The 20,816-nt window shown below is 30.1% G+C and carries 17 protein-coding genes and 1 pseudogene; 7 read left to right on the plus strand and 11 right to left on the minus strand.

What is annotated here, in order from left to right:
- Nucleotides 1-4 precede the first annotated feature (4 nt).
- The 4 genes and pseudogenes from CCUN_RS05460 to CCUN_RS05480 all read left to right on the plus strand — a co-directional run.
- Nucleotides 5-250, plus strand: a pseudogene (locus CCUN_RS05460) (hypothetical protein); the annotation flags it as partial.
- Entirely contained in the window at nt 250-1,992 is a 1,743-nt protein-coding gene (locus CCUN_RS05465) for a hypothetical protein (RefSeq protein ID WP_085296598.1), read from the plus strand. The pseudogene CCUN_RS05460 and the gene CCUN_RS05465, both read left to right, overlap by 1 nt.
- Nucleotides 1,993-2,081: 89 nt before the next feature.
- The gene (locus tag CCUN_RS09625; protein WP_125921774.1) at nt 2,082-2,417 is read left to right on the plus strand and encodes a hypothetical protein; all 336 of its coding nucleotides are present in this window, start codon (nt 2,082-2,084) and stop codon (nt 2,415-2,417) included.
- Between the two features lie 770 nt (nt 2,418-3,187).
- A complete protein-coding gene (locus CCUN_RS05480; RefSeq protein WP_085296656.1) occupies nt 3,188-3,778 on the plus strand; it encodes a hypothetical protein in 591 nt (196 codons plus the stop codon).
- A 488-nt stretch (nt 3,779-4,266) separates the two neighbouring features.
- Here the strand turns inward: CCUN_RS05480 and CCUN_RS05490 are convergent, their stop codons facing one another.
- Nucleotides 4,267-4,794: a DNA-deoxyinosine glycosylase gene (locus CCUN_RS05490; RefSeq protein WP_027305619.1), complete on the minus strand. Its 528-nt coding sequence runs from the start codon at nt 4,792-4,794 to the stop codon at nt 4,267-4,269.
- 223 nt (nt 4,795-5,017) lie between these two features.
- Here CCUN_RS05490 and gltS point away from each other — a divergent pair, with 223 nt between their 5' ends.
- A complete protein-coding gene (gene gltS / locus CCUN_RS05495; protein WP_027305620.1) occupies nt 5,018-6,229 on the plus strand; it encodes a sodium/glutamate symporter in 1,212 nt (403 codons plus the stop codon).
- A 443-nt stretch (nt 6,230-6,672) separates the two neighbouring features.
- On the opposite strand, the gene CCUN_RS05500 is transcribed toward gltS, so the two are convergent.
- The 7 genes from CCUN_RS05500 to CCUN_RS10165 form a co-directional block, all read right to left on the minus strand.
- Entirely contained in the window at nt 6,673-8,781 is a 2,109-nt protein-coding gene (locus tag CCUN_RS05500) for a polyribonucleotide nucleotidyltransferase (protein WP_027305621.1), read from the minus strand.
- Nucleotides 8,782-8,847: 66 nt separating this feature from the next.
- On the minus strand, nt 8,848-10,893 hold the full coding sequence (locus CCUN_RS05505) for an LPS-assembly protein LptD (RefSeq protein ID WP_027305622.1): 2,046 nt from the start codon (nt 10,891-10,893) through the stop codon (nt 8,848-8,850).
- Nucleotides 10,883-11,335, minus strand: coding sequence for an RDD family protein (locus CCUN_RS05510; RefSeq protein ID WP_027305623.1), 453 nt, complete (start codon nt 11,333-11,335; stop codon nt 10,883-10,885). The genes CCUN_RS05505 and CCUN_RS05510 overlap by 11 nt, the downstream gene beginning before the upstream one ends.
- Nucleotides 11,332-12,582 (minus strand): phosphoribosylamine--glycine ligase, encoded by a 1,251-nt coding sequence (gene purD, locus CCUN_RS05515; RefSeq protein ID WP_027305624.1) that lies wholly within the window; start codon nt 12,580-12,582, stop codon nt 11,332-11,334. Before purD ends, CCUN_RS05510 begins: the two co-directional genes overlap by 4 nt.
- 234 nt (nt 12,583-12,816) lie before the next feature.
- Nucleotides 12,817-14,235 carry a hypothetical protein gene (locus CCUN_RS05520; RefSeq protein ID WP_027305625.1) on the minus strand — a complete coding sequence of 473 codons (1,419 nt, stop codon included), beginning with the start codon at nt 14,233-14,235 and terminating at the stop codon, nt 12,817-12,819.
- A 74-nt stretch (nt 14,236-14,309) separates the two neighbouring features.
- Nucleotides 14,310-15,845, minus strand: a complete 1,536-nt coding sequence (gene guaA / locus CCUN_RS05525) for a glutamine-hydrolyzing GMP synthase (RefSeq protein WP_027305626.1) — start codon at nt 15,843-15,845, stop codon at nt 14,310-14,312.
- A gap of 1 nt (nt 15,846) precedes the next feature.
- A complete protein-coding gene (locus CCUN_RS10165) occupies nt 15,847-15,981 on the minus strand; it encodes a hypothetical protein (RefSeq protein ID WP_276883689.1) in 135 nt (44 codons plus the stop codon).
- On the opposite strand from CCUN_RS10165, the gene CCUN_RS05530 reads away from it, so the two are divergent.
- Together CCUN_RS05530 and uvrC are read left to right on the plus strand one after the other, a co-directional pair.
- Nucleotides 15,982-16,497 (plus strand): hypothetical protein, encoded by a 516-nt coding sequence (locus CCUN_RS05530; protein ID WP_027305627.1) that lies wholly within the window; start codon nt 15,982-15,984, stop codon nt 16,495-16,497.
- Entirely contained in the window at nt 16,490-18,319 is a 1,830-nt protein-coding gene (gene uvrC / locus CCUN_RS05535) for an excinuclease ABC subunit UvrC (protein WP_027305628.1), read from the plus strand. Before CCUN_RS05530 ends, uvrC begins: the two co-directional genes overlap by 8 nt.
- Here the strand turns inward: uvrC and recR are convergent.
- The 3 genes from recR to CCUN_RS05550 are packed head-to-tail and all read right to left on the minus strand — an operon-like array spanning nt 18,293 to nt 20,749.
- A complete protein-coding gene (gene recR, locus CCUN_RS05540; RefSeq protein ID WP_027305629.1) occupies nt 18,293-18,871 on the minus strand; it encodes a recombination mediator RecR in 579 nt (192 codons plus the stop codon). The genes uvrC and recR overlap by 27 nt on opposite strands.
- Nucleotides 18,861-20,093 (minus strand): ArsS family sensor histidine kinase, encoded by a 1,233-nt coding sequence (locus CCUN_RS05545; protein WP_027305630.1) that lies wholly within the window; start codon nt 20,091-20,093, stop codon nt 18,861-18,863. The genes recR and CCUN_RS05545 overlap by 11 nt, the downstream gene beginning before the upstream one ends.
- Entirely contained in the window at nt 20,090-20,749 is a 660-nt protein-coding gene (locus CCUN_RS05550) for a response regulator transcription factor (protein WP_027305631.1), read from the minus strand. Before CCUN_RS05550 ends, CCUN_RS05545 begins: the two co-directional genes overlap by 4 nt.
- Nucleotides 20,750-20,816 lie beyond the last annotated feature (67 nt).

Consider the following 20,816-nt stretch of genomic DNA (forward strand, 5'->3'; position numbering starts at 1 on the left):
ACTTCAAATTGAAAGAGCTAATCTCATAGAAGATAGACAAAAGGCAAGAAGATTGATGGAAAATTTAGAAGCTATAGGACAACATAATTTAGAAGTGATGTATAAGGGGATAAATAATAAAGATGTTGATAGTGAAAAAAATAGAATAAAAGATAAAGAATATTTGAATGATATTAGTAAAGCCCAAGATTATTCTAATAAATTCATAGGCAGACTAGCCACCACTATCATAGCAGAAAGGACTTATTAATGAATAAATTATTTTTAGCCACCTTACTTATTTTTACCCTAAATGCTTGCAAAGGAGAGGATATGAACGATAAAGATATTAAAATGGTCCATACACCTAATGGAGGAGGTATAAAACTCAATACAAAAACCAATGAATTTTTATTCAATCAGCGAAAAAAACCCACTGGCAAATACACCCAAGAATACACCAAAGCTCTTTTAGAAGCTGTTCATATAGTCGATAATTCTCCTTATAAAAAATCTTATGAGCCTAAGTATTTAGATCCAGAATTTCATACAGGACAAAAATCCACTCTAGTGGAATTTAAAGATTGGCAAAAGATTTATTTAAAAGATCCTATAAAAGGAGCGATTGCTCCTTGGACTAAAGCAGAAAAAGCTTATTTTCATTCTTTAGATGGAGAAGGAAGGTATAATTATTTAGTAAAAAGAAGTGGCTTAGTATGCACTCCTGTAGATTTAAAAGATAGCACTTTAACAAGACCTAAAAGACCTAAAGAAAAAAGATTTATAAATGCTTATGAGCAAGGTATGAAAGATTATAAAGAAGCTAAGAGATTAGATTATAAAGGATATGATCTTTTTCAAAAAGCCATTAAGAATTTAAGCTATGCTTATGAAGAGGGTAAAGATTATAAAGCAGGACTTGCTTTAGCAGAACTTGGATATTCAAAAGATTATTTTAGAGCTATTATAGGTAAATTAGATCAAGATGAAAATAATGAAGCTTTATTGGATAAATTGATTAATGAATTTTTAAAGGCTAATTATAGAAGTATAAGGATTTATGAAGAACTTATAGAAAAGTATGACTTAGGGGATGCTTATTGGGGTTTGTATGTTTATTCGCGTAAGATAGAAGATACAGTATTTGATGATAGATTTTATTTTGTTCAGCTTGAAGATAGCAGTGAAGAGCTTTATAAAAATGCTTTTGAACATGGAGCTTATGGAGCTTTTGGTGCTAAGGCAAATACTATATATTCTGATCTAATTGCAGGAGAATATCAACTTTGCTTAGGTATCTTGGGTAATAAAAAGGCTTTTTATGATGCAGCCATAGGGCTTAGTGATTCTGGTTTAAAATCAAGAGGCTTTCAAGCTCTTTGGCTTGGAGTGCAATTAGGAGATAAAAAATGTTTAGAAAGATTGTATCATCCTTTATATGGAATACATAAAAATCCTTTAAAACAACAACTCATCAAAGACTTTGCTAAAAATCCTCCTTATGATAAATACGGAATGCTTCCTTTCTTAGATGAGTTAATCTCTACAGAATGGATTATAGATTCAAATGAATATGATTTTATTAGTGATGTCGATAATGGTGTAATGAGAACATTCTTAAATGAAATCGATGAAGGCAAAATAAAAGATCCAAGAGATGTGGATTCTACTCCTGAAAGTAGATGGGAATTCGATAAATATTTAACTGGCAACAAGACCGGCTTTGTAAGAGCTTATAGTTATGATATACCCAATCACTGGAGTGAAGCAGATGTAGAAATTTATTTAGAAGAGCTTTATTTACAAGCCAAACTCGCAGCCCTAACTCCTCCTCAAGGTTATCCTAATGCCCCTTATTATTTCACACCTGAAAGACTAGAATGGATTTATAAAAAAGGAGACTTAGATGCTAAACTTGATCCAAGAATCCCAGCTATTTATAGAGCTAACTTTCCTGAAGAGCTTAGAGCTAAGATACAAGCCTATGCTAAAGAGCATAATATAAAAGAGTGAAGAATCACTCAAAATCTTTAATATACTTTTCCAATGCTTTTAGGGTAAGATTCTCAAAAAGAATCTTATCTTCTTTAATATTGTTTTGTATGGCGGTTTATGGATATTTTGACTTAATAGATAAGAGGTTTGAAACAAAAAAGGTTGAAAATACAAGCAGACAATCAACCCCTATCATCACTTACACTGACATATTAGATAATACTTACAATAAATATATCGCAGTGGAGCTAAATCCACGAACAAATCAATACGAAAAAATTGGCAAACTCAATGGCGATTTCTCCCCATTCCAAGCCAAACAATTCTTTTCTCGCTATGATTTATTAAAACATTGCCCTAATACAGATTCAGGTTTTTCTGCTACTTTGTTTTACGATAAAGAAAAAGATAAATTTATAATAGGGTTTAGGGGGACAGAGTGAGAACACTAAAATTTTTATATATTGTTTGGATGGTATTTTGGGGTTTTTTTACTATTTTTGGTGTTGCTTTTGGACATCATGGCTATAATGATAATGTAATTCTTACCGCATTGTATTTATATTTGTTTTTATGCCTTTTTCCATTATTACCTTATTTTTACTATTTAATTTTTGGGAAAACAAAAAGCAAAAATATACTTGTTGCTATTTGTTGCTATTTGTTGCTATTTATTATTATGTTAATAGCCGATGATATAAATATCATCTATTTTATTCTAGCTATCATTATACATACTGTAACATTTAGCATAATTTATTGGATAAAAAGGGCTTAATTTGAAACAACAAATTAACAATCTCAAAGACTACGCTGAACTAGCCCAAGCTAGTTATTTTAATTTTAATTTTTAAAAAGGTATAATGATTTTATTAAAAATATTAAAAAGGAAGATAAATGGGTTTATTAAAGAAAATTTATATCATTTGGGGGATACAATGAAAATATTAAAAATACTTTATATTTGTTGGATTATATTATGTGTTGTAGGTTGGTTTATATCTCCTATTGTTGGACATAATCCAGATAGAGTGTATGAATTTTTTGTAATGCTAGGTTGGATAGTCTTTCCACCAATGATAGCCAATCTATGGCTTTTTGGAATAACAAGAATTAAAAAATATTTGATAAGGTTTTTTCTATTATTGTTATATTATCCTGTAGCTTTTATTATTTTTTTAATAATTGTTCGTTCAAGTTTTTAGGTGACTAAATGAAAACTCAAATTAATAATTTAAAAGATTATGCAGAACTTGCACAGGCTAGTTATTTTTATTTTGATTTTTTAAATACTAGAAATATATTTGAGTTAGATTCTAATCAAGAAAAAATTCAAGATAAGAATTCTCTTAGAAGCTATAGAGAAATAAAAGTAAATTTAGAACATGTTGTAAGTCAAAAATATAAAGATAAAGAAGTATTGATTGATTTAAGACAAGATGATGCTTGGCAATCAAAAATGTTAAATTTCTTTGATGAAAAAACAAATTTTGATAAACTCAACGGAGAATTTAGTGAAATCCAAGCACAAAACTTTACTAAAAGATATGAGATTAGATTCCACCAACCAAATACAAATTCTGGTTTTTCTGCTACTTTGTTTTATGATAAAGAAAAAGATAGGTTTATAGTAGGGTTTAGGGGGACGGAAACTGATAATTTTATTGGCTCGGTTCAAGACATAGCTCAAGACATAACTCTATCTCTTAATGGCAATATCCAATCTTCCCCTCTTTTAGAATTTTTAGAACAAGCGGATAAAATAAATAAATCCAAAGAATTTAGTAAATTTATGATAGTTTAAGAAATTTTTTCTTACTGAAACAATCAAAATTTTAAATAAATTATCTTATAATAGAATAACTTATTATATTAGGAGTAATTTTGCAAATTCCTATTTATTCTAAACTCAAAGCAAAACTAGAAAGCAAAGGAATAGACAATATATCAAGCGGACAAATTGCTTGGTTTGTGTGTAGTTTGGTTCTTGCTTTGGTGTGTGCTGTGTTTGTTGTTTTGTATAAGCTTAAGAATTTAGAAATTAGGCTTTATGTTATTTTTTTATTTCCCATCTTGCTATTTTACATTGCTATATTTTGGTTTATTTTTTTAAGTTTTTATAAAAACTTCTTTTTTGTCCATCTTTTTTGTTATTTTTTTATGTATATCTTTAATATAATTTTTGATGATTTTTATTTAAATCTTGCAATAATGAATATTTTATTAATGATAATATGGCTTTTTTTTATTAAATTGCACTTAAGTTTTATAAAAAAATTTGTGATTAAAAATTTAATGCTTTATTTTTTTGTATTCTTTTATCAAATCTTCATCTTTAAATTTTGCATTAGCTGAAGAGCTTGAAGGTAAAGATAAAAGCCTTATATCCCATTCTTTTGCGTAATTTAAAATGCCTTGATTTGAAGATGAGATATATTGTTGATAAAAAGAGCTTTTTTGAAATAATTCGAAAGCTTTTTTGCCGCTAAGGGCTATGGTTTGAATTTTAGCTTGATTTAAAATCAAGGTCAAATCATTGATTTGAGGATTTTTTATTGTAGAATCGCTTGAATTTTTTATCTCACAACTTTGCACCACATCCCAAAGGGCTATATTGTGTTCTTTCAAAAAAAATTTTTGAGCTTTTATATCCTTAAGCTCTCCCTTTTTTAAATGATACACAGCTTCTAAAATTTTCCAAAAACGATTGTTTTTATTTTGATAATAAAAACCAAGTTCTCTTGATTTTATGGACGGAAAAGAACCTAAGATTAAAATCTTAGAATTTTTATCAAAAAAGGGTTTAAAAGGGTGTTTCATATCAATTCCTTTATATAAAAATCTAAAAATTTTGCTTGATTGACTTTTTAAATTTAAAAAATAATAATGTCATACAATTTCTTTCAATTCATTTAAAAACTATAAGCTTGTTTCTTTTTTACTCAATCATCTCATAAATCTTTAAAATAAAATTTAGTTCTTTTCTATCTTAAGCTATAATATTTTATATATGTTTTTTATGATATATTAAAAAAGGAGATTGATGTTAAGCATTCATGTGAGATTGTTCGAAACTTTAATGATAGCGGTTTTGTTGATTTATTTTGGAGAATTTATCTTAAATAAAATCTCCATTTTAAAGAAATGGTGCATACCCTCTGCTGTGGTTGGTGGCACAATTTTTTCTGTATTAACTTGTTTTGCTTTTTATTTTAAAATCGCGGAATTTAAATTTGATTTTCAAACGATGAATACCTTTTTTTACAATATTTTCTTTGCTTCTGTGGGTTTAAGTGCTGGTTTGAATTTTATAAAAAAAGGAGGTAAATTAGTAGCAATTTTCATCTTTTTAGCTGCTTTATTGGCTGCTTTGCAAAATCTTTTGACCTTAGTGTGTGCCTATTTTATGAATATAAACGCCTTAGTCGCCTTAATGGCAGGTTCAGTTGCTTTAACAGGGGGACATGGAAATGCTTCCTCTTTTTCTCCTATAGCACAGCAAATGGGTGGTGTGGGAGCTTTAGAAGTGAGTATAGCTGCAGCAACCTTTGGCCTCATTGCGGGTTGTTTGATGGGAGGTCCTCTCGGTAAGAGCTTGATTAAAAAATACCATTTGGATAAAAACTACATTTCAAATGATGAAAATTCCTCTCTCACAAAGAAAATTCAAAATACAATCAGTTCAAAAAGATCCCATCAAGCTACCTTTATCTTGCTCTTATCTTGTGGTTTAGGAGAATGTTTTTTTGTTATATTCAAAGAGCTTTTTCCCTCTGTTAATCTGCCTTTACATGTGATGAGTATGTTTTCTGGCATAATCATTCGTTTTATTTTGGATTATAAAAAGCAAGAAGAGGCTCTTTATGAAAATATAGACATTATAGGTTCTATATCTTTATCCATTTTTGTGTCTTTATCCATTATGACAATGAAACTTTATGAGCTTGCCGATTTAGCCTTACCTTTGGTAATCATTTTGGGCTTACAGCTTATTTTGATGTATGTTTTTGCAAACTTTGTAACTTTTAGAGCTTGTGGAAAAAATTACGATGCTGCTATTATTGCAGTTGGACACACAGGATTTGGTTTGGGTGCTGTGCCTGTATCTATGGCTACGATGAATGCGGTTTGTTCTCAATATCATTACTCCAAAAAAGCCTTTTTCGTTGTGCCTTTAGTCGGCGGTTTTATCAGTAATATTACAAATGCTCTTATTATTACTATATTCTTAAATATAGCTAAAAATATGGTTTGATTTTTTAAAATTTATGATTTGTTAAAGATTTTTCTTTTTTATAAAAATCAAAAAATAAAACAAAAATTCTAAAATTGCTTTAACATTAATTTCATAGCGAAAATAAGTTAAGTTTTTTTAAATTGATTACATTCTTGTTTTTTAAAATTTGCTTTACAAATTTTTAAATATAGTCTTTCTATAAAAATAAATTTTTTAAATTTGACACATTGTTAATGTGATAAAAAATTTTATTTACAAAGCATTTTTTTAAAAGCAAATAATTTTTTTCAAAAAATTAAAACAAAAATTCCAAACTATTGCTGAATGATAAAAGAAGCTAAAAAATTTTTGAGTTTATTCTTTATATTTTAAAAAACATTATTTTTTAAGCTTTTTAATTTTATCCACAAGAATTAAGAATTTTAATGCTTTAATAAGACATTTAAGTCTTATAAGACAAATCAGCCCACCAAATCCACAGAAATTTTACCATTTTTAATTTCTTTAATCTTCACCCTCATTCTATCGCCTTCTCTTACTTTGTGTTTAATTTTAGAGCTGTGCAACAAACCATCAACACCATCTTTTAACCCGACAAAAACTCCAAAATTTGTGATTTTTTTAATCTCTCCTTCGAATTCTTCACCGAGTTTAAAATTTGAGAGGTCTTTATCTTTGAATTTTTTATTTTTTTGTGTTTGCGTTAGAGTAAAGATAAATTCTTTTGCGGCTTTGATTTGTTCATTTTTTGAAGCCGAAATTTTTACCTCGCCTTTTTCTCTATCCAAATCAATACACACCTCAAATTTTTCGATAATGTCTTTTATAGTTTTTCCTCCCTGTCCTATAATATCAACGATTTTAGATGGCTCAACATTGAAAATTTCAAGTTTTGGTAAAATTTCATCGTTGATTTTGATTTTTGCATTGGCTTCTTCCATAATTTCTAAAATATGAAGTCTGGCTTCTTTGGCTTGATTTAAAGCTTCTGTTAAAATCTTTTTATCAATCCCACCGAGTTTTATGTCCATTTGAAGAGCACTCACCCCATCTTTACTTCCTGCAACCTTAAAATCCATATCCCCATCGTGATCTTCTAAACCCATAATGTCTGTTAAAATTGCATATTTATCTTCTTCAAAAACAAGTCCCATTGCCACTCCTGCAACAAGTTTAAGGCTATGAACCCCTGCAGCACGAAGAGCTAAAGAACCTCCGCACACCGTTGCCATAGAGCTTGAACCATTGCTTTCTAAAATTTCAGAAACCAAACGAATGACAAAAGGATAATTCTCATCAATGCTCGGATAAAGGGCTCTTTTGGCTAAATTTCCATGTCCTAATTCTCTACGCCCCGGTGCTTTTATCGCACTCGCCTCACCCACACTAAAGCCCGGAAAATTGTAATTTACCATAAAACGTTCGCTAATAGGATTTTTTTCATTTAACAAATCTATCATTTGTGCATCATTTTCAGTTCCTAAAGTCGCTACAACTAAGGCTTGAGTTTGACCTCTTGTGAAGAGACAAGAGCCGTGAGCATTTGGTAAAATATTAGTTTCTATACTAATGTTTCTCACCTCATTTAAAGCCCTTGAATCAGCTCTTTTTCTTTCAAAAATAATCTGTTTGCGTATGATTTTTCTTTTGATTTTTTCTAAAGCTTTGAAAATATCTTCTTCACTCCACGCTTTTTGCTCTGCTGTTTCAAGTTTAGAAATCGTCTTAGCAATTTTATTAAGCTCTCCCGCTCTTTCACTCTTTGCCATTTGATTGATTGCATTTTTAATTTCATCTGTAAAATTTTGCTCAATAAAAGCAAAGAGTTCTAAATTTTCTTCTTCGCTTTTAAATTCAAGCTCACTTTGCTTTTTATGTTTTGCAAAATTTTCTTCATAAGCGTTTGAACCTTCTAATATAGCCTTTTGAGCTAAGGTTAAAGCCTCTAAAATTTCATCTTCGCTCAATTCATTCATAGCTTGAGTCGTATCATTTTGAGTCGGTAAAGCCCTCATTTCTATCATCAAAAGTTCATCTTTAACTCCAGCAACATATAAATCAAGTGAGCTTTGTTTGAGTTGAGTATTGCTTGGATTGAGTATAAATTCCCCTGCTATTCTTGCAATTCTTACCCCGCAAACAGGAGCTTTTATAGGAATATCACTTAAAAAAAGTGCCACACTTGCAGCATTAAGACTCATAACCTGCAAATCCACTTCATTGTCAGCTGAAAGCACAATCACAGAAATTTGCGTAGGGTAAGCATAACCTTTAGGAAAAAGCGGTCTTAAACTTCTGTCGATAATTCTTGCAGTTAAGGTTTCATAATCACTTGGTTTGGTTTCTCTTTTGATATAACCTCCCGGAATTTTTCCAGCAGCATAAGCCTTTTCTATGTATTGAACGGTTAAGGGTAAAAAATCCTCTTCAACCATCTTTTCTTCTCTCGCTACTGCAGCTAAAATCACACTTTTACCGATTCTCATCAAAACAGCACCTGCTGCTTGTTTGGCAACATAATCAACATCGAAAATTTCTAAATTTTGATTAACTTGTATTTTGTATTGCATTGTTGCTCCTCCTTTTTTATTTAATAATTTGTTTAAATTTTTTAAAAATTTTAGCATAATTTATCCTTAAATCGCATTTTCGCTATCTTGTAAAGAAAAGTCATATTTTATCCCGCCGATAGGATAAAAATTAAAGATAAAATACACTCCACTTTGGTTTCTTGCCGTGATTCCTCCGCTTGTTAGCTTAGGATCAATCCTCTCTCTATACACCAAAGAATAATTCCAACATTTTCTTTGGTAAGTATAGCCAAATTCCCACATATTTGCGTGTGCTCTTTGAGTGTCAAACCAAATTCCTCCAAAAAGATTATAATGAGGCGTGAGATTGTAATTTGCACGAGTGCCTATAAAGCTGTATTTTCCATACTCATCATTTTGATAGTCATGAGAAAAATCCCAGCTGAATTTAGGATTCAAATCGATTTCAAATTGACTTAACACATTGCTAAAACGTTTTTGCAAATCAGAATAAATCACCTCGCTATTAAAACGAATGTCTTCATTGTAATAATAAGTGAGTAAATTTCGCAATTCTTCAAAGTCGCCTTTTTTGCTAAGATAATTCGTGCTTAAGCGATGTTTGAGTTTTTTTTGTCCCTGTTGATTGTAAAAATATTGAGTGATGAAAAATTCAGCCTGTTCCTCTTCTTTTTCTAAATCCAAATAATCTTCTGTGATTTTTCCAGATTCTTCTCCGGGCAAAAGATAGCCCACGCCGATATTAAGAGTATGAAAAAAATTATCATAAGCCTTAGAAATATCTGTATATAAATCAAGCTTGTGTGTGTTTGTAAAATAATGCTCGTGTTCTTTATTTTCATCATGGGTGTAATTAACAAAAGAAGCATAAAGACTTTCTGTGAAATTTAAATGTAAAAAATCATTAAAAAAACTATCGTGATAAGAAATAGGAAGACTTAAATTAACGCTATTTGCATAAGGTCCTATGCGTCTGTAATAATTATTAAAACTTGCATCAAAAGAATAAAGAAATTTTCCTTCAAAAAAAGAATCTAAAAAGCGATGATATTGAAAAGAAGGGTATTCTTGTAAGGTGTCTTTATTGTTTAGCTTAGAAGTGTCCATATAATACCTTGCATAAGCACCATAAAAATTATTTTCATCAGCTAAGAAATAATTAATCTTTGAAGTAATCAACGAATTTAAATCCTTATAATCACGAGAGCCAAGTGTAAGAAAATCTACATCATTAAAATAATTCGCATCAACCCAAAAACCTTCTTGAAAATTATCCTCTAACAAAGCTTTAATAAGCTCATCTCTTGCATATTTAAATTCAACGCCTTTATGTGTTTGATTTTTTAAATTTTCATCGTGATAATAAGATGAGTTTTCTCTAAAAATACCAAGATTAAATTCTCCCATAGAATGTAAAGAATCCATAAATCTTAGAGTTGAGTAAATTCCTACCCCGCGATTTGTTCGAATTTGCGGATTTAATTCCAAATCCCAATTTTCTTGCTCGGCAATATAAATAGGCTGTTCATAATAAAACCCCTCTTTACTTTTAATCGTAAATTTTGGCACTAAAAGTCCGCTCTGTCGATTTGTATCCGCACTAAAACCAAAATAAGGCAAGTAAAAAATCGGCACATCTTTAACATACAATCTTGCATTATAAAGATGCACATAATTGCTTTTACGATTAAGCCAACCATCACTAAAGCGAATTTCCCAATCCGGATCTTCAACATTACAACTTGAAACCGCAGAAATTTCACTTTCAAAACTCTTATCATCTAAAGAGCTTTTTTTACTTTGGAACCAAACTTCTAAATTATTGTTAGAAAAAAAGAAATTTTCAAAATTTGCTTGATTTGTGTTGAGATTGATTTTAGCGTAATTTGAATGAGAACGTTCATTTTTCCCTCTTAGTATATTGACATCGCCAAAAAGCTCAATCTCTTCGGTATTTTCATTATAAATGGCTTTATTTGCTGTGATAAAATAAAAATCAGAAAAAATCACAACATCATCGACAGCCGTGAGTATTGCTCCTTCTTTTTTAACATCAAGTGCATAAATATCAACTTGTGTTGCATTTAAGGCAAGAGTGGTGCTAAGCATTAAAGAAATTTTACGCCACATCAACAACTATAGTCCTTGCTAAATAATCATGCCAAGTCTTACGCAAATCATTTTCTAAAGCCCAAAAAAGACCTAACATAAAAGCTATATCACTAAGCTGTCTGAAAGCTGATCTTATAAGACTTTGGATAAAAGTTGGTTTATCTAAGAAATCTTCATTTAAAATCGTAATTTTACAAGCCATTTTACCTAAACTTGCTCCATACATAAAAGTGAAAAGGGTGTGATAGACCAAATGAAGTAAAAAAAATCCCATAAAAAAATTTCCTAAAATATTAGCCATTTCTATCATATCATTAACAAAAATCAATCGGTCATAAAAAATAATAAAAACAATGCAATTTAAAATAAAATTATCCATCAAATATGCAATAACTCTTTTAGTAAAGCTTGCGATTTTTAGATTTTCCCTTTCAAGTTTATCGATTAAATTTTCTTTCATTGACAGACCCAAAATCCTATATCTTTTCTGAATTGTTTGCCTTTAAAATCAACATTAGCACAAAGTTCATAAGCTTTATTTTTAGCCTCTTGTATGTTTTCTCCTAGTCCGACACAAACTAAAATTCTGCCTCCATCTGCCATAAGTTTATCTTGCTCTAAACTCACTCCTGCATAAGAAATATGTGAATTTTCCGGAATATTTTTAATGTGAATTTCACTTTTTGGTGAAGCTTTGTAAGGATAATTTTCACTTGCACATACAACAGCTACAGCACATTGATTTTTAATTTTAACAGCAATATTTTTAAGATTCTTTTGAGTTGCAGCTAAAATAAGTTCTAAAGGATTTTCAATCAAAGGCATTAACGCTTCGCATTCAGGGTCTCCAAAACGCACATTAAATTCAAGCACATAAGGCTCTTCATTGACAACCATAATCCCTGCAAAAAGCACCCCGCAAAATTCAGCACCCTCTTCTTTCATACCTTTTAAAGTAGGAATGATAATATTTTTTTGTATTTTTTCTAAAAGCTCTTGATTAGCCAAAGAACTTGGTGCATAAGCACCCATTCCACCGGTATTTGGACCCTCATCATTGTCTAAAAGTTTTTTATGATCTTGTGCGACAGGTAAGAGCACGAAATCTTCTCCATCGCAAATTGCAAAAATGCTCAATTCAAAACCTTTTAAAAACTCTTCTATAATAACACATTTTCCAGCTTCTCCAAAGCTTTCTCCACTAAGCATTTTTTGTGTTTCTTCTAAGGCTTCTTGATGGGTTTTTGCGATGATAACCCCTTTACCCGCACAAAGCCCATCAGCCTTTACAACTATCGGTAAATTAAGATTTTCTATGAATTTTTTAGCTTCGTTTATATCTTTTGTATTTAAATATCGAGCGGTTTTAATGTGATATTTTTTTAAAAAATCTTTCATAAAAGCCTTTGAACTTTCAAGTTTTGCAGCGGCTTTGCTGGGACCAAAAATATTAAGATTTAAGTTTTTAAAAATATCCACAACTCCATCCGCTAAAAAAGTTTCACTTCCTACGATACAAAGATCAATGTTTATTTCTTTAGCATAATTTGCAAGTTCATTCAAATCTTTTATGTTTAAATTCATCCCTAATGCTTTTGTTGCACCATTTCCGGGCATAAAATAAAATTCTATATCTTTTTGAATTTTTTTAAAAGCTAAGGCAATAGAATATTCTCTTGCACCGCTACCTAAAATCATAATTTTCATTATTTCTCCTTATAAAACCCAAGCAGTCGTTTAACAAAGATTGACCCCAAAAGTCAAGAAAACCGCTAGGCAATTTTTAAAGGCTGCAACTTCTCGCTTTTTTCAAAGCTCAAACGACGCCACAGACACGGTAAATCGCACAATCGCAGTAAATAAAAATATGTTGGATCACTTTAAATACCACGAGCTGCTTAGGCAAGGAATTATAACTTAATTTAGCTTAAAACTTTATGGTTAAACGAGTTTAAATTTGGTTTTTCCCACTTTATCAAAATGCTTTCCTTGTAAAATAATATCCGCAGCACTTTCCCAAATGTGCTCCTCATCAATATAGACAATATCAAAAATATTATCACGCATCAAGGATTGATAACTCACTTTTTTAGGTGCGTATTTAACGATATAATAGGGATTGATTGAAAAAACCTCAATTTTAATCTTATAAAGCAAATCAAGATCTGAAGTAACCACAAGGAATTTTTTTCTTTGTTCTTTAGCGATTTTTTCGATATAAAATAAAAGTTTTTGGTCAAAAGGATTGAGTGCTGCCTTATTAAGGCGACTTAAATAATGTTCAGCAAAAGCTAAAGAACAGAAAGAATTTTCTATATTGCTTCTTGTAAAATAAGAATTTTTTACCCCTGAAGATTTTAAGGAAAGACGCCAAATTTTCATATCCATTATTGTGGCACAAAGATTGAGTCCGGTAACAATTTTATCAAAAAGCTTTTTTCTTGAAATTTTAAAAGCATTTTCAAAAATACTTAAATTTTTCTTATAAAAATCTTCGCGTATCGCGTCTAAACGTTTGAGTGAAGTTTTATAATAATTCACTTCTTTTTGAAGTGTTGCCACTCTTTCTTCTTTTGATTTAATTTTTTCGGGAGTAGCATTTGGATTGTTTCTTAAAAAATTGATTTCGGAATTGAGTGTTCTGATTTGAGCCTCTAAAGAAGTTGCACGATTTTGACGCGTATCAATGGTTGCAATCAAAGCTTGATAATGACATTGTAAGGACAAAAAAGTTTCATTAAAAATTTTAGTTGTATTAAGCAATCTTTTATCTTTCATATCATTATAGGAATTTTCAAGATGCATCACTATACTTTTGAGCGAATTGAATTGAGTTTGGTCAGTCGAGCTATCCATAAAAATCAAAGTATCAAGAGCCTTATTTAAAAAGCGTTTAATAATAAAATAGTCTAAAACACAAGGAATTTCTTTTTCATCTTCAACATTTGACCTTAAAGCTTCAACAGAAAGAATCTCGGTAGCAAAGTATTTTGATATAGCTTGAGGAATTGTAAAAGATAGGGGAATTTTCTCTATAGTATCATAATCTGTGCTCCTATAAAGTTCAGTAATATAACCACTGCGTCTTGAATTTTGCAAATCCTCAAGCTCATCGTCGTTATCGGTTTTGAAAAAATCGTTTTCAGTGATAAAATCACCTTCTTTAAATTCTTGAAATTTTGAAGGATAAATTCCTGTGATATTTTTACCATCAGAACGGAATTCTACCAACATTCCAACGCTTGGCATACTTTTTTTATCATTCCAAGTTTGACGATTGAAATCAAAAAAAACTTTTGCTGAATTGACAACCGTTCCTCTTCCTGTAGTGTCCATATAAATCGCTATTTTTCCGTGCATTTTTCTTCCTTGAAAATTTCATAGAGCAAATTTTAGCTTGATTTTTATAAATTTACAATAATATTTAAACAAAATCATTCCCACTCTATTGTTGCAGGTGGCTTACTCGAAATATCATAAACCACGCGATTGATTCCTTGAACTTCATTGATGATGCGCCGACTGATATTTTCTAAAATTTCATAAGGTAAATGAGAAAAAACTGCTGTCATTCCATCGTTTGCATTGACAACGCGGACGCAAATCGCATTTTCATAAGTGCGATTATCTCCCATAACTCCAACACTTTTAACATTTAAAAGCACACAAAAAGCCTGCCAAGTTTTATCATACCAAGCATTGCTTTTTAATTCTTCAATCAAAATAGAATCTGCTTTTCTTAGCGTGTTAAGTGCGTTAATTTCAACTTCGCCCATAATGCGTATGGCAAGTCCGGGTCCGGGAAAAGGATGTCTGAAAATAAGCTCTTTATTGAGCCCTAATTCAAGACCTAAAGCTCTCACTTCATCTTTAAAAATTTCTTTTAAGGGTTCAATGAGCTTTAACTTCATCTTTTCGGGCAATCCACCAACATTATGATGGCTTTTAATGGTCTTTGAATTCCCAACAACAGAGCTTTCAATAATGTCTGTATAAAGTGTGCCTTGAGCAAGATATTTAACATCTTTATGTTTTTTAGCTTCCTTTTCAAAAATTTCTATGAAGGTATTGCCGATGATTTTTCTTTTTTTTTCGGGCTCAATCACTCCTTTAAGACGTTTTAAGAAAATCTCACTCGCATCAATGCTGATAAGATTAATATTTAAGATATTTTTAAATGTATATTCAACTTGTTCTCTTTCTTTGTCCCTTAAAAGCCCATTATCCACAAATACAACGATAACTTGTTCTTTAATCGCCTGTGCTAAAAGTGCAGCAACCACAGTGCTATCAACTCCTCCGCTCACAGCACAAAGCACTTTATCTTGACCAACTTCTTGACGAATTTTTTCAATTTGACCCTTTGCAAAAGAACCCATATTCCAAACACTTTCGCAATGACAAATGTATTGAGCAAAATTTTTAAGTATATAAGCACCAAATTCGCTATGTTCAACTTCAGGATGAAACTGCAGAGCATAAAGCTGGAGTTTTTCATTGACAAGGGCACAAAAGGGACTATTTGTGCTTGTGGCTAGAATTTCAAAACCATCGGGCAAACTTTCAACCCTATCAGAATGACTCATCCATACGATTTGTTCTTGAGGTAAATTCTTAAACAAAACATTGTCTTTTTGAATTTTTATATGGGCTTTGCCGTATTCTTTATGCAAAGCAGGAGCAACTTTGGCTTTAAAATGAAAGGCTATCAATTGTAAGCCATAACAAATTCCTAAAATAGGAATTTTTAAATCAAACACAGCTTTTTCGCAAAAATACGCTTCATTTGAATAAACACTCGCAGGTCCTCCGCTTAAAATGATTCCTTTTGGTTCTTTAGCCTTAATATCCTCAATGCAAACATTAAAAGGCAAAATTTCAGTATAAACACCTTGTTCTCTAAGTCTTCTAGCAATCAATTGCGTGTATTGTGAGCCAAAATCAAGGACTAAAATATCTGTTTTTTTCATTTTACCACCTGTTTAAATTTTGATAAATTTTAATGTCTTTAACCGAGCCATTTTGCTCATAGCTTGTATATTGCGGATTTGCTTTATAACCGCAAGCATTTAAGAAAATTAAGAAAAAAAATGCTAAAATTAACATATGGAAAAGATTAAAAACACACAGCAAATTCTTGAAGAACTTATACACACACATAATGAACATAATGAACAACCTTACAAAAAGATGAGAAATTTTTTTTATCAAGATTTTCTAACTTATCTAAGTCCCGGCCATCAAAAATTGATATTAAAAATTTACTTAAAAAATCAAATTTTAAATATCATTGTCAAACATCAAGTTGCATACCAAGAACTTAACCACGATAATACCAAATTTTATATTAAAAAACTTATAAAAGATTATGTAAATTTTAAACCCAATCATTTTTTTAGTCAAAGCATTAAAGAAAATGGCGGAGTTAAAGAGGTAAAAATATTTTTTTTTAAAACCCCGCAGCAAAACATAAAAAATGACGATAAAGAAGAAACAAATTATCATCACATTGAACTTTCTTTAGGAGAATTTAAAAATAATTTTGAAAACAAAGAACTTCATCTTAAATTTGAAAAGATAAGGGCTTTAATCAAAGCAAGGATTAAAAATTCCCATGGATGAAGATTTAAAAAAACATTTAGAAAATCAGCTCAAAAATTTACCTTTGAGTGCGGGAGTGTATCAGTATTTTGATAAAGAAAATAAGCTTTTGTATGTTGGAAAGGCTAAAAATTTAAAAAACCGCATACGAAGTTATTTTAGTTTTTCACCAAAATTTGGAGTCAATCCTAATAATTCATTAAGAATTCAAAAAATGATTTCACAAACAGCTCATTTAGAATTTATCACTACAAATTCTGAAGCTGATGCCTTAATTTTAGAAAATTCCTTTATCAAGCAACTGCATCCAAAATATAATATTTTATTAAGAGATGATAAAACTTATCCCTATATTTATGTTGATTTTAGCGAGGATTTTCCGCGTCCTTTAAGCACGAGAAAACTTGTTAAAAAACCTAAAATTAAATATTTTGGACCCTTTTTTAGAGGAGCAAAAGAGCTTTTAAATGCCCTTTATTTTTATTATCCTTTAAAACAAAAAAAAACCTGCAAGAGTCCTTGCATTTTCTATCAAATTGGACGCTGTAAGGCTCCTTGTGCTAAACTTATATCCCAAAAAGAATACAAGAAAATTTTAGAACAAGCCTTAAATGCTCTATTAAATCCTAGTATTTTGATTAAGAATTTAGAAAAGCAAATGCTTTTTTTAGCACAAAAAGAATATTTTGAAGAGGCAGCAAAACTTAGAGACCAAATTTCTACAATTAAAGACCTAGAAGTTAAAATTCAAATTGATATTGCTAAATTAGAAGATTTTGAAATTTTTGCCCTTGCTTTTGAAAAAAATTTACTCTCTACCTTGCGTTTTGTTGTGCAAAATGGAAAGATTATAGGAGTTAATCATAAAATCACAGCTTTAAAAAATCACGCGGATTTTGATAAAAATGAAATTTATAAACAGCTCATTTTAGAAAATTTTAATGCAGACACTCCTTTAATCGCAAAAGAAATTTTTGTTTATGAAGATTTTGAAGATGCAAAGGTTTTAGAGCTTTTACTTTCTGAAAGATTTGGTAAAAAAATACACATTAAGAGTCCAAAAATTGGTGAAAAAAGAAGAATTTGCAATCTGGCTCATCAAAATGCTTTGCTCAATATCCAAACCCATCTTAAAAATAGCGATTTTAGCATACAAACTCAACTTAAAGATTATTTTGAACTTGAAAATTTTCCCGATTGTATCGAAATTTACGACAATTCACATTTGCAAGGAGTGGCTAGGGTTGGGGCTATGGTTTGTTATAAATTTGGAGTTTGGGATAAAAAGAATTATCGTAAATTTCATTTACAAAGTTCAAATGATTATGAGCAAATGAAAGAGGTTTTAACGCGTAGAGCCTTAAGCTTTGATAAATTTCCCCCTCCTGATTTATGGCTCATTGATGGAGGAAAAGCCTTGCTTGATTTGGCAAAAGATATTGTGTTAAGTTCTGGGGCAAATATCGATATTCTAGCTATTTCTAAAGAAAAAATCGATTCAAAAGCACACAGAGCCAAAGGAAGTGCAAAAGACAAAATTCATTCACTTAAGGGAGAATTTTCACTTGGTGCTGAAGATAAAAAACTTCAATTTTTACAAAAATTAAGAGATGAGGCTCATCGTTTTGCAATCAGTTTTCATCAAAACACTAAGAAAAAACAAGATTTGCAAAGCTCAAAGCTTATTCATTTAGGTGTGACTCAAGCGAGTTTGCAAAAATTGCTTAATTTTTTTGGAAATTTCGACGCGATTTATCAAGCAAGTTTTGATGAGATTGCAGAGCTTACAAACAAAAAAACTGCAGAAAAAATTAAATCAATCAATATGGGTGCGAAAAATTAAAGCTTGTCTTAAAGATATAAAATCCACATTTTCTAAATTAACCCCATTAGGAATTCCTTGTGCGATTTTACTCAATTTCAAATTTAAATCCTTAAGTTTTTCTTCAATAAAAAAAATCATAGCATCGGAGTTAAGACTATGAGTCAAGGCAAAAATCAATTCTTTAACCCCCATATTTTGAATCATTTTTCTAAGTCTTTGTATCGTATTTTCATCAAGCTCATTTAAGATAAAATAAAGCCCATTATAGCTTTGACTCTCTTCAATCACAAGCACATCTTTAGGGCTTTGAGTGATGCAAAGTAAGCTTCTTTGACGCTCTAAATCTGTGCAAATTTCACAGAGTTCATTTTCACTTAAGGCTCCGCATTGTTCGCAAGGTCTGATGAAACGTAGGGCGTTTTCTATGTTGTGTGCAAGTTTCATTCCTTCTAAAGGCTCATTCATACAAAGATGAAAGGCTAGACGCAAAGCAGTTTTTTTACCGATAGTGGGTAAATTTGCAAAACTTTCTACAAGAGAATTAAATTTTTCTAAACCTTTAAGCTTCATTTTTTTCTCCAAAAAAAACTTTAAAACAATGTTTATTTTCTGTATAATGATAAGAAATTTCAAAGCCGTGAAGTTTGCAAATTTCATTCATTATATAAAGTCCAAGTCCCATTCCTTCGGTTCTCAAATGATTTCTTCTTGTAAAGGCTTGAAAATAATATTCTATGGAGTCGGTTAAGGGTGCTCCTTGATTTGTAATTGTAAAATAATTTTCAAAACATTCAAGCTCACAAGTGTTGTCATTTGAGTATTTTAAGGCATTATCAAGCATATTTTTAAGTAGTAAAGAAAAAAAATCAATGTCAATATGTATGAGTGGATTATGATGTAATTTGATTTTAATGATTTTATCTAAATTTTCTTTCATTAATTCTGTTTTAGCCTGATTTAACACAGAATTAAAATCAACAGCTTTGATTTGAAGCTCATAATTTTTAGAAAATAATTCCTCTATTTTTGCAAATTCATTAATGAGTGAATTCATTTTATCAAAAATCACAATGAGTCTTTCTTTTTGCTTTTTTTCTTTAAGCATTTCAGAAATGATTCTTCCTTTGCCAATCGGAGTTTTAAGCTCGTGCATAATGATTCTTAAAAAAAGTTGTCTTGAATTTGCAAGTTCTTGACTTTTATTTAAAGCTTTTTCAAATTCAAGTGCTATTTTTCCTATTTCATTGTCCTCATAATCTATGAAACTAGGTTTTTCTTTATTATTGACTTGACTGATTTGTTTTTTGAGTTTTTTCAAAGAATCTAAGGATTTTAATACAGAAAAATACATAAAAATCATCAAAAATAAGAAAAAAGTAAAACCTATGATAAAAATTTTATAAATTCTATTGTTAAAATTTTGTTTAAAAAGTCCATTAAAATTTTTGCATTGTAAGTCAAAATAAGTATCATCTTGATAATTTAAAGAAGTAAAAATGCAAAAATCATTTTGAGCTTTAAAGTTAATTTCCGCTTTTTCTTTTATGGTTTTAATGCTTTGTAAATTTTCAATTTTATTAAATCCATTATTATATAAGTATTCTTCAAGATTGACATTTTCTAAATTAAGATTATTAAACAGACCTGCAATGAGATTTTCTTGTTTTAAATTCTCTCTTTTTATGCGATCACCTTCTTCAGTTTTAAGGAAAACGATAAAAAGAGTGCAAACAAAAATAAAGGTTGCAATAAATAAAACTATCAATTTTGTGTGGATAGAATAGCTTCTCATCCTATAAGCTTGTATCCTATGCCTCTAACCGAAAAAATATGTTTTGGGGATTTAGAGCTATCGCCAATTTTCGCCCTCAATCTTCCAATAATAACATCAAGACTTTTTGAGTCTTTATCTTTTAGTTTTTTGCATTGATTTACAAGTTGTTCTCTAGAGATTGAATAGCCATTTTGATTGATAAGACATTCTAAAATTTCATATTCTGCGGGAGTAAGAGTTAAAGCTTTATTTTTATAAAAAATTTCATGTTTTCTTGTATCGATTTTAAAAGCAATATTGTGATTTTCTTCTATTCTTTTAGTGCGACGAATGATACTCATAATCCTCGCATACATTTCTTTTGGGTCATAAGGCTTTGGTAAATAATCATCAGCACCAATTTGCAATCCTACAACCTTATCGCTTAAATCTCCTCTTGCAGAAGAAACAATAATGCCGATATTGCTTTTTTTTCTAATTTCTTTGCAAACTTCAAGTCCATCGATATGAGGTAAAGTTAAATCTAAAATCAAACAATCATAATTTTCAACGCTTGTATTTAAAACCTCTCTAGGGTCGCTAAAATTTGTAACTTTAACATTAAATTGAGCAAGATATTCTGATAACAATGCTGCAAAATCTGGATCATCTTCTATCATTAACACATTAGTCATTAACTGCTCCTTTCTTAAAAAAAATATTTTTTAAACTTTTATTTCAAAATTTATTTTAATTATACCT

The organism is Campylobacter cuniculorum DSM 23162 = LMG 24588 (genome assembly GCF_002104335.1).
Lineage (GTDB): Bacteria > Campylobacterota > Campylobacteria > Campylobacterales > Campylobacteraceae > Campylobacter_D > Campylobacter_D cuniculorum.